Annotated in this window: 6 protein-coding genes; all 6 read left to right on the forward strand. The window is 69.7% G+C overall.

Going from position 1 to position 10,880, the window contains the following annotated elements; genetic code table 11:
* Positions 1–24 precede the first annotated feature (24 nt).
* Genes fni through I5071_RS01065 form a run of 6 tightly spaced genes read left to right on the forward strand, consistent with a single transcriptional unit; the run spans position 25 to position 10,867 of the window.
* Positions 25–1,275 carry a type 2 isopentenyl-diphosphate Delta-isomerase gene (gene fni, locus I5071_RS01040; protein ID WP_236519983.1) on the forward strand — a complete coding sequence of 417 codons (1,251 nt, stop codon included), beginning with the start codon at positions 25–27 and terminating at the stop codon, positions 1,273–1,275.
* Positions 1,272–3,896, forward strand: coding sequence for a hydroxymethylglutaryl-CoA reductase, degradative (locus tag I5071_RS01045; protein WP_236519984.1), 2,625 nt, complete (start codon positions 1,272–1,274; stop codon positions 3,894–3,896). Before fni ends, I5071_RS01045 begins: the two co-directional genes overlap by 4 nt.
* Before the next feature lie 27 nt (positions 3,897–3,923).
* Positions 3,924–5,099, forward strand: a complete 1,176-nt coding sequence (locus I5071_RS01050) for an aromatic ring-hydroxylating oxygenase subunit alpha (protein WP_236519985.1) — start codon at positions 3,924–3,926, stop codon at positions 5,097–5,099.
* Between the two features lie 5 nt (positions 5,100–5,104).
* Positions 5,105–6,229, forward strand: coding sequence for an NAD(P)/FAD-dependent oxidoreductase (locus I5071_RS01055; protein ID WP_236519986.1), 1,125 nt, complete (start codon positions 5,105–5,107; stop codon positions 6,227–6,229).
* Positions 6,230–6,236: 7 nt separating this feature from the next.
* Entirely contained in the window at positions 6,237–9,674 is a 3,438-nt protein-coding gene (locus I5071_RS01060) for an FAD-dependent monooxygenase (RefSeq protein WP_236519987.1), read from the forward strand.
* A 17-nt stretch (positions 9,675–9,691) separates the two neighbouring features.
* Positions 9,692–10,867: a DUF1295 domain-containing protein gene (locus I5071_RS01065; protein WP_236519988.1), complete on the forward strand. Its 1,176-nt coding sequence runs from the start codon at positions 9,692–9,694 to the stop codon at positions 10,865–10,867.
* The last annotated feature ends 13 nt before the right edge of the window (positions 10,868–10,880 follow it).

Below are 10,880 nucleotides of genomic sequence, written 5' to 3' on the forward strand. Positions count from 1 at the left end.
CTTGCGATCACAAGGATTCGTTGCTTGCGTCCACAAGCGTGGATTGCTTGCGATCACAAGGCTAATTCGCGAACGGATACGTCGACATCGACTCGAGCATCCGTTACCGTCCGCGCCCTCCGGAGTACGGTGGAGGTGCGTTTGGGGAACGTCGCGACGACGAGTGGTATCGAGAGCGCGCGCGAGCTCATCTCGACGCGCAAAGACCATCATCTCGATCTCTGTCTGCGCGCCGATGTCGGCTCTCGCGGTCCAGCGACCGGGCTCGGCGGATGGACGCTCGAGTACGACGCACTGCCCGAGGTCGATCTCGAGGACGTCGATCTCTCCGTCACGCTCTTCGGCAAGAAGCTCCGCGCGCCGATCCTCGTCGGTGCGATGACCGGTGGCACGGATCGGGCGGCGCTGGTGAATCGCCGGCTCGCGCGCGCGGCCGCCCGATGTGGGCTCGGCATGGCGCTGGGATCGCAGCGCGCGATGATCGTTCGCCCCGAGCTCGGCGCGACCTTCGACGTGCGGGCGAGCGCGCCCGATCTGCCGCTCCTGATCGCGAACGTCGGCGCGGTGCAGCTCAACTACGGCGTCGGCACGTCGGAGATCCGCAGCGCGATCGAGCGCGTGGGCGCGGATGCGATCGACGTGCACCTCAACGCGCTCCAGGAAGCGATCCAGCCCGAGGGCGACACGCGCTTCAAGGGTCTGGTCGCGCGTCTCGCGGACACGCTGCCGCAGCTCGGCGTGCCCGCGATCGCCAAGGAAGTCGGGGCCGGGATCAGCGAGCGCGCCGCGCGCAAGATCGCGCGTCTTCCCTTCGCGGGCATCGAGGTCGCGGGCACCGGCGGCACGTCGTGGGCGCGCGTCGAGAGCCACCGCGCGCCGGCCGCGTCGATGCAGGCCGAGGTCGGAGAGCGGCTCGCGGGCTTCGGCGTGAGCACCGCGGAGAGCGTGCGCATCTGCCGCCGCGTGCTCGGCGCCTCCGATCCGAGTGGGCTGCAGCGCTCGGTGATCGCCTCGGGCGGCGTGCGTCACGGCATGGACGTCGCGGTCGCGATCGCGCTCGGCGCCGATGCGGCCGCGCTCGCGAAGCCGCTGCTCGCCGCAGCGGACGAGAGCGAGGACGCGGTCGTGCGCGTGCTCGAGACGTTGATCTTCGAGCTCAGGGTGATCGCGTTCTGCTGCGGCGCCCGCGACGTCGCGGAGCTGCGCGCGGTGCGCGCGATCGCGCCCGGCGCGGCGATGCCCGGTGTCGTGGATCAGGTGGAGGCCCGTCCGTGACGAGCGAGCTCTCGGGGTTCTATCGGCTGTCGATGCGCGATCGCCGCGCGCGCGTCGCGCAGGTGATCGGTGCGCGCGAGGACGATCTCGCGTCGCTCTCGCCCGATCGCGGGCTCGCGGAGGTGCAGGCCGATCGCATGGTCGAGAACGCGCTCGGCGTGCTCGGGATGCCGCTCGGTCTCTGCGTGAACATGCGCATCGCGCTCGACGGCGAGGCCGCGCGCGACGTGCTCGCGCCGATGGCGGTCGAGGAGCCGAGCGTGATCGCGGCAGCGAGCTACGCGTCGAAGCTGCTGCGCGCCGGCGGCGGCGTGCGCGCGAGCGTGAGCGAGCCGGTGATGATCGGGCAGATCCAGGTGCTCGAGGTACCGGATCCCGAGGTCGCGGAGCGCGCGGTGCGCGCCGCGAAGGACGAGCTGATCGCGAGCGCGAACTCCGGCCATCCCTCGCTGATCGCAGCGGGAGGCGGGGCACGCGACGTGGAGGTTCGTCATCTCGCGCAGCTCGGCGAGGACGATCCCTGCGGCGCGATGATGGTCGTGCACCTCGTCGTCGACGTGCGCGACGCGATGGGCGCGAACGCGATCAACACGATGTGCGAGCGGCTCGCGCCGCGCGTCGCCGAGCTCACCGGCGGTCGCGTCGCGCTGCGCATCCTCTCGAACCTCACCGATCGCCGCACCGTCACGGTCGAAGGGCGCGTGCCGTTCGCCGCGCTCGAAGGGCAGGGCGCCTCGAGCGGTGAAGCGCTGGCCCGCGCGATCGAAGAGGCGAGTGTGTTCGCCGAGCGCTGCCCGTGGCGCGCCGCGACGCACAACAAGGGGATCATGAACGGCGTGGACGCCGTGCTGCTCGCGCTGGGGCAGGACTGGCGCGCGGTCGAGGCCGGCGCGCACGCGTTCGCCGCGAAGGACGGCCGCTACACCGCGATGGCGCGCTGGCGCGTCGAGAACGGCGCGCTCGTCGGTCGCATGACGCTGCCGATGGCGGTGGGCACGGTCGGCGGCGTGATCCGCGTGCACCCGCAGGTGCAGATCAACCGCCGGATCGCGAAGATCGAGCGCGCGCCGGAGCTCGCGGCGATCGTCGCGGCGGCCGGGCTCGCGCAGAACCTCGGCGCGCTGCGCGCGCTCGCGGCCGAGGGCATCCAGAGCGGCCACATGCGCCTGCACGCGCGCAACGTCGCGGTCGAAGCGGGCGCGACGAGCAGCGAGGTCGAGCAGGTCGCGAACACGATCGCCGATCGCCGCGAGGTGAACCTGCGCGCCGCGAAGGAAGCGCTCGCGGCGCTGCGCGCGCGGCCCATCGCGAAGGTCGAGCCGATCACGATCGCGACACCCACGACGACGCGCCCGGCGCGCCGCCCGCCGACGCCTCCGATGCCGGAGAGCGCGCGAGCGTCGATGTCGAGCGGAGAGAGCACCAGCGGGGAGAACAGCATGACGAGCAGCGATTCGGTCACGCAGAAGCGTTACGAGCGACAGCCGCACCGCGAGCTCGGCGGCAAGGTGTTCGTCACGGGGGCCGCGGGGCACCTCGGCGCGAACCTGGTGCGCCGCCTGCTCGAAGAGGGCCGCGACGTGCGCGTGCTCCTGCGCAACGGGAGCCACAACGAGGCCATCGACGGGCTCCCCGTCGAGAAGGTCTACGGCGATCTCCGCGACGGCAAGCGCCTCGTGGAGCTGATGCGCGGTTGTCAGACTGCCTATCACGCGGCGGCGCAGGTCTCGACGGTCGTCGCCACGCCCGAGCTCGAGCGCGACATCTTCGAGTGCAACGTCCTCGGCACGCGGAACCTGCTGCGCGCCGCGATGGACAATCACTACGAGCGCGTCGTCGTCACCGGCTCGTTCAGCGCGGTCGGCTACGACCCGCAGGACCCGCAGCGCCCGGGCAACGAGGACGACGTCTTCTATCCCTTCGACGACGTGCTGCCCTATGCGCGCACGAAGGTGCAGGTCGAGCACGAGGTGCTGAAGGCGTGCGTCGAGGGCCTCGACGCGCTCGTCGCCACGTCGTGCGCGATCCTCGGGCCCAACGACTACAAGCCCTCGCGCATGGGCCTGACGCTCGTCGACTACGCGAACGGGCGCCTGCGCGCCTATCCGCCGGGCGGGTTCGACTTCGTCGCGGCGCGCGACATCTGCGAGGGCCACGTGCTCGCGATGCACCGCGGTCGTCGCGGGCAGAAGTACATCATCAGCACGCAGTTCGCGACGGTCGACGACCTCATGGACATCTTCGAGGAGGTGTCGGGTCGCCCGCGCCCGCGCCTGCGCATCCCGGGCCCGGTGATGCAGGGCATCGCCGCGGTGTCGCAGGTCGCGCTCGACACGTTCGCGCCGAGCACGCCGCGTCGCTTCACGCCGGCCGCGATTCGCATCCTCCGCGCGCAGCGCCACGCCGACACCACGAAGGCGCGCGTCGAGCTCGGCTTCGAGCCCACCAGCATCCGCACCGCGATCCACGAGGCGTACGCGGACTTCGCGCGTCGCGGCCTCGTCCCCGCGCGTCCCGGCACGGTCGGTGTCGCAGAGAGCGCAGCACGCAAGTCGCCCCCGTCGCGCGCGGCGACGGACTCCGCAGCATCGGAGTCGAACCGCGCCGCCACCGGCAGCTGAAGAACGTCAGTCGAGGAGAGAGCGCAGATGTCGATCCACGAAGAGCGCAAGGCCCCGCCGTCGTTCGAAGAGGGCACCAACCGCCGCCAGAAGGTCCGCGCCGCGGGCCTCGACCCGAACTACTGGTATGCGGTCGAGCACGACTCGAAGATCGCGAAGAAGCAGATCGTCGAGGTGAAGTTCTGGGGCCAGTCCGCCGCGCTCTATCGCGACGACAAGGGCCGCCTGCATGCGGTGGAGAACCGCTGTGCGCACCGCCAGGTGCCGCTGACGCTCGGCACGGTCATGGGCGAGCGCATCGTCTGCGAGTACCACGGCTGGGGCTACAACGGCGCGGGCGAGCTCGTCGACGTGCCCCACACGCTCTTCGGCAAGAAGATGCCGCAGTGCAAGCTCCGCACGTTCCCGGTGCGCGTTCGCTACGGGCTCGTGTGGATGTTCTTCGGTGATCCCGAGCGCGCCGACTCGACGCCGATGCCGGAGATCCCGGAGCTCGAGGGCGAGAATCGGTGGGAGTGCGTCCCGGTCGACTTCACCTGGAGCGCGCATCACTCGCTGATCATCGACAACGTCTCGGACTTCACGCACGAGTTCCTGCACCGCAAGTACGCGCCCTTCGTGGACGCGAAGCTGACGAAGCTCGAGACCGTCGGCGACACCGTGCAGCTCGCGTACGACACGAAGGTCGGTCGCGGGAAGATCAGCGGGCTCTTCGTGGACCGCGTGTCGGTCGACACGAACTCGATGGAGCTCGCCTATCAGTATCCGTATCAGTGGTCGAATACGGACGGGAAGATCAAGCACTGGCTCTTCGTGCTGCCGATCGACGAGCGCACGACGCGCGTGTTCTTCCTCTTCTACTTCGATCATTTCGTGGTCCCGTTCACGAAGATCAAGCTGCCGAAGCGCGTGATGCGCCCGTTCCTGAAGATCTCGAACGAGCTGCTCGTGAAGCCGCTGCTGCAGCAGGACGGACGCGTGACGCAGGGCGAGCAGGAGGGCCACGAGCGTCACTGGGACGCGCCGGTCGTCGAGCTGAGCCCCGCGGTGAACGCGTTCCAGGCGCTCACCGTGCGCAAGTGGGAGGAGTACCTCGCGGCCGAGCGCGCGAAGAAGGAGCAGCGCGAGCTGATCCGACTGCAGCGTCGTGAGGCGCTCGAGCGTGCCAGCGCGGCGGACGCCGCGGACGGCGCGGAGGAGTGAGCGCCGTGGCAGAGACGATCGACGCGAACGTCGTCATCCTCGGCGCGGGCCCCGCGGGCACTGCGGCGGCCGCGCACCTCGGCACGCTCGGCGTGCGCAACGTGGTGCTCGTCGACAAGCACGACTTCCCGCGCGACAAGACGTGCGGCAGCGGTGTCTCGCCGAAGGGCATCGAGACGCTGAAGCAGCTCGGCGTGTGGCACGAGGTCGAGCCGCACGGCTACTGGATCAAGGGCATCCGCCTCGTCACGCCGGGCGGCTACGACAGCACGCAGTCGGCGGGCGACGTCGGCGCCGCGATCGTGTGTCAGCGCCGCGTGCTCGATCACGTGCTGCTGAAGAAGGCAGTCTCGCGCGGCACGCGCTTCGTGCCCGACTTCCACGTCACCGAGGCGCTCGAGGAGAACGGGCGCGTCGTCGGTGTGCGCGCGGCGGACGGCCGCGAGGTGCGCGCGAAGTACACGCTCGTCGCGGGTGGATCGCACTGCCGCGTCGGGCTGCCCGAGCAGCGCCCGCGCAAGGTCATCCAGGCGATCATGGGCTGGTGGGACGACGTCCCGTTCAAGGCCCATCACGTCGAGATGGTCTTCGATCGCATGGTGGAGCCCTATTACGGCTGGCTCTTCCCGGAAGGGGAGCGCCGCGTGAACATCGGCATCACCTACGAGGACGGAGAGAACGGCGAGAAGAAGAACGCGCGCCAGCTCTTCACCGAGTTCCTCGACAAGCACTATCGAGAGCGCCTGAAGGGCGCGACGCAGATCGGCGGCTGGAAGGGCCATCCGGTCGTGTGGTCGTTCGACATCGAGAAGCTCACGGCGCCGGGCCGCGTGGTGATCGGCGAGGCCGGTCTGATGACGCATCCCGCGACCGCCGAGGGCATCTATCAGGGCATGCGCTCGGGCATGCTCGGCGCCGAAGCGGTCGCCGACGTGCTCAATGGGCGTCTGTCGGAGAAGGACGCGATGCGCGACTACGAGCGTGCCTGTCGCGCGACGTTCCAACTCTCGTTCTGGGGCGGCGGTGTGTTCCGCAAGATCGTGCGCACCGACGCGCTCGACTGGATGGTCAAGCTCGGCGACACGCCGATGGTGCAGTCGGCCGCTGCGCGCCTGATGGCGCAGATGTGATGGCCGTATGAGCGGCTCGCACTACGACGTGGCGATCGTCGGTGCCGGCCCGGCGGGCTGTGCGAGCGCGCTCGCGCATGCGCGCAAAGGCCTGCGCGTGCTGCTGCTCGAGGCCGATCCGCGCAGCTCGGATCGGCTCGCGGGCGAGTGGCTCCATCCACCGGCGCTCGCGATCCTCGATTCGCTCGGCGTCGATCTGACGCCCGCCACGCCCTATGCGACCGGCAAGGGCTACGTCGTGTTCCCCGAGGACGGCAGCGAGCCGATCGCTCTGCCGTACGCGGCGGGCCATTTCGGCATGGCGGTCGAGCATGCGGTGCTCGTCGAGACGCTGCGCGCGCACTGCGAGCACCACGAGCACATCGAGCTCGTGCCGTGGGCGCGCGCCACGCGCATCGAGGGACAGAGCCTCACCTACGAGCGCCGCAGCGGGACGTCGTCGCGCACGACGTCGCGCACCGTGAGCGCGCCTTCGATCATCGGAGCGAGCGGTCGTGTCGCATCGGGCCCGCTCGCGACGTCACCGGGCCCGCTCGCGCACGGCGTCGCCGCGAGCTCGCGCATCGCGGGCATCGCCGTCGAGCATCACGCGCTGCCGTTCGAAGGATTCCTCCACATCTTCCTCGGCGGACCGGGGCCGGTGATCGCCTATCGCATCGACGCGCGCCGTGTGCGTGTGCTGTGCGAAGTGCCGCACTCGCTCGCGATCCCGCGCGAGGGCGGACTGGCGCTCTTCGAGGCCTATTCGCCAGTGCTGCCGAGTGGGCTGCGCGAGGCGTTCGGGCGTGCGCTCGCGGAGAGCGCGCCTGCCTGGGCGAGTGTCGATCTGCGGCCGCGCGGCGACCTCGGGCGCGAAGGTCTCGCGCTGATCGGCGATGCAGCGGGCACCCATCCGCCGCTGCCCGCGATCGGCCTCACGCTCGCGCTCGAAGATGCGGTCGCGATCGCGAAGGCGCCGAGCTTCTCGGCCTATCGACGCGAGCGCACGCGGCGCACGCGGGTGCGCGAGATGCTCGCGGTCGGCCTCTACGAGGTGTTCGCGGACGACGCCGAAGAGTCGATCGCGATGCGCCGCGCGATCTACGAGCTGTGGCGCGAGAAGCCGCGCGAACGACTGCGCTCGATGGGGTTCCTCTCGGGCGAGGATCGCAGTCACGTGGGGTTCGGCCGCGCGTTCCTCCGCACGATGCTGCGCAGCTCGCGCGACTTCGTGAAGGACGCGATCGCGACCGGCAACGTGCGCCACACCGGGCGCGTCGCGAGTGATCTTGGCCAGCGCATGGCGTGGCTGTTCGGCGGCACGCTGCACCTCACGAACGCGCTTCCCGCGCGCACCAAGCAGGGCCTCGGTGCGCCCCGCACGGCGGAAGAGCGATATGGCGCCGCGCTCCGCGCGTCGACCGCGAAGGGCGAAGTCGTCGGACTGCCGCGCGCGGGGAGCGACGACTTCTCGGCGCGCGACTCGCTGCGGCGCGGGGCACGCGCGCTGATTGCGGAGCAGGCCGAGGACGGCTCGTTCGAGGGCGAGGTCGTGTGGTGTCCGATGCTCGCCGCCCAGTACGTCATGGGGTGGCACGCGATGGGCCGTCCGATGAGCGCGGAGCGTCGCGCGTCGGTGCTCAAGCACTTCGAGCGCACGCGACTGGCCGACGGCACGTGGGGCCTGCACGAGAAGAGCGAGCCCTATCTGTTCGTGACGCTGCTGGTGTTCGTCGCATGCCGGCTGCTCGGTCTCGCGAAGGACGATCCGCTGATCGCGCGCGCGCACGAGTTCATCCGTCGTGAGGGCGGCGCAGTGGCGGTGCCCACCTGGGGCAAGCTCTGGCTCGCGCTGCTCAATCTCTACTCGTGGGACGGAGTCAGCGCGGTATTGCCCGAAGCGTGGCGCGCGCCGCGCTGGCTGCCGTTCCATCCGAGCCGCTTCTACTGCCACACGCGGCTCATCTATCTCGGCATGGCGGTGCTCTACGGCGAGAAGTGGAGCGCGCCGGTCACGCCGCGAATCCTCGCGATCCGCGACGAGATCTTCCCCGGAGGATGGGAGTCCGTCGACTGGGTGAAGGCGCGCGAGACGCTGCGGACCGCCGAGATCCACACTCCGTGGACTCCCGCGCTCCACGTCGGATATCGCGTGCTCGGCGCGGTCGATCGGCTGCAGTCGCGGGAGAAGCGCGCGACCGTGCTCGCCGAATTGCGCGAGCACATTCGCTACGAGCTGCGCTCGACGAACCACACGTGCATCTCGCCGGTGAGCGGGCTGCTCGATCAGATCGCGCTCTTCATCGAGGACCCGAACGACCCCGACCTGCGCGTCGCGGCGGAGCGCTTCGAGGGCTGGGTCTGGGAGGACGAGCTCGACGGCGCGCGCGTCACCGGCGCGCGCAGCGCGTCGTGGGACACGGCCTTCGCCGCGCAGGCGATGGCCGCGGCGGCGCCGCACTGCGGGAACGACGTGCGCGAGGCGCTTCGCCGCGCCGACGCGTTCCTGGTGACCCAGCAGATCCCGCGCGGCACCGGTCGCGAGCGCGATCACGATCGCATCGATCCCACGGGCGGATATTGCTTCGCCGGGGTCTGGCACGGATGGCCGGTGAGCGACTGCACCGCCGAGGCGATGCTCGCGCGCCTGGAGTCGCCCGAGGCGGATCCGTCGCGCGAGTCGATGGAGGCCGCGACGCGCTTCGTGCTGCGCTGTCAGAACTCCGACGGTGGGTTCGGCAGCTACGAGGCGCGCCGTACCGACGTCTCGCTCGAGTGGATCAACCCCGCCGAAATGTTCGGCGACTCGATGACCGAGAAGTCGTACGTCGAGTGCTCGGCATCGTGCATCACCGCGCTCGCGGCGTTCGTGCATCGCTGGCCCGACAGCGACCTCGCGCGCGAGTGCGAGGCCGCGATCGCGCGCGGTGTCGCCCTGCTGACGCGCATCCAGCGTCCCGATGGCTCCTGGCCGGGCATGTGGGGCGTGCACTTCGTGTACGGCACGATGTTCGGCGTGCGCGGCCTGCTCGCGGGAGGCGTGCCCGCGCACGATCCGCGTGTTCGCCGCGCCTGCCGCTTCCTCGAGGAGCGCCAGCGTCCCGACGGCGCGTGGGGCGAGCACCGCACGAGCGTGATGGTCGGTCGCTACGTCGATCACGACGAGGGCCAGTCGGTGCAGACGGCGTGGGCGATGACGACGCTCCTCGAGGCGCGTCATCCCGAGTTCGCGCCGATCGAGCGCGCCGCGCGCTGGCTCGCGGCGAAGCAGTCGGAGAGCGGCACGTGGCCGAAGCAGGAGGCCGAGGGGATCTTCTTCCACACGGCGCTGCTCGATTACGTGCTCTATCGCCGATATTTCCCGGTCTGGGCGCTCGGTCTCTACGAGTCGCGCCGCGCGGAGCGAGCGAAGTTCCGCGACCACGGCGCCGAGAGCGCGAGCCGCCCGACTCGGATCCACGTCTGAGCCACTCGGATCTCGATATGGACGCTCCTCTTCCCGTCAGCGATCTCGGAAATCTGCTCCTCGGCGCGGTGCTCGCGCTGGGGTTCGTGCTCTATCTCTTCGTCGGCTCGATGGTGGTGCCCGGCCCGGTGCGGCAGGGCGTCGCGCTCTCCGACGGGACCCGCATCTCCTACAAGCTGAACGGGCTCGCGCTCTTCCTGATCACGGCGGGGCTCGCGGCGCTCGGGACGTGGCTCGGCTTCGTCGATCTCACGCTCCTCCACCGCCACTTCTGGGGGCTCTTCGTCGCGGCGAACGTGCTCTCGTTCGTGATGACGGCGCAGCTCTTCGTGAGCGGCAAGGACAAGCGCGATGCGCACCGGCATCGCGTCGATCCGAGCCCGCGCGTCACCGGCGTCGACGCGCACGGCAACGCGACCGGGAGCGCGGCAGGGAGCCAGAGCGCGCTCGGGCTGATCGAGGATCTCTGGTACGGCGTGGAGCTCAATCCGAAGTGGATGAGCCTCGACGCGAAGATGTTCAGCTATCGCCCGTCGCTCATCGGACTGGCGCTCTTGAACATGTCGTTCGCCGCGGTGCAGTACGCCAAGTACGGCGAGCTCTCGCAGGCGATGATCCTCTATCAGGCGTTCACGTTCGTGTACGTCTTCAACTACTTCCAGTTCGAGTACGGGATGCTCTACACGTGGGACATCGTGGCCGAGCGTTTCGGCTTCATGCTCGTGTGGGGCGATTATGCGTTCGTGCCCTTCGCCTACTCGGTGACCGGCTGGTACCTCGTCGACGAGACCGGTGATCTGCCTCCCTGGGCGCTGATCGGACTGCCGCTCATGTTCGTCCTGGGGCTCTGGATCTTCCGCGGATCGAACCAACAGAAGGACGAGTTCAAGCGCGATCCGAAGGTGAAGATCTGGGGCCGTCCCGCGGAGACGATCGGCGGGAAGATCCTGGTCTCGGGCTTCTGGGGAATCGGCCGGAAGCTGAACTACACCGGCGAGATCACCGTCTATTGGTCGTTCGTGCTGCTGGCGTGGGGCGAGTCGTTCGTTCCGTTCCTCTTGCCCACCTGGCTCATCTGTCTGCTCGTCCACCGTGCATGGCGAGACGACAAGAAGTGTCGCGAGAAGTACGGCCCGCTCTGGGAGCAGTACTGCAAGCGCGCGACCTTCAAGATGATTCCTTTCGTCTACTGACGCTCTCACAAAC

This window comes from Sandaracinus amylolyticus (assembly GCF_021631985.1).
Classification (GTDB): domain Bacteria; phylum Myxococcota_A; class Polyangia; order Polyangiales; family Sandaracinaceae; genus Sandaracinus; species Sandaracinus amylolyticus_A.

Bases quoted from the DNA above. Each gene is read 5' to 3' on its own strand.
- I5071_RS01050 (WP_236519985.1), top strand. From the start codon at position 3,924: ATGTCGATCCACGAAGAGCGCAAGGCCCCGCCGTCGTTCGAAGAGGGC.
- I5071_RS01060 (WP_236519987.1), top strand. From the start codon at position 6,237: ATGAGCGGCTCGCACTACGACGTGGCGATCGTCGGTGCCGGCCCGGCG.
- I5071_RS01065 (WP_236519988.1), top strand. From the start codon at position 9,692: ATGGACGCTCCTCTTCCCGTCAGCGATCTCGGAAATCTGCTCCTCGGC.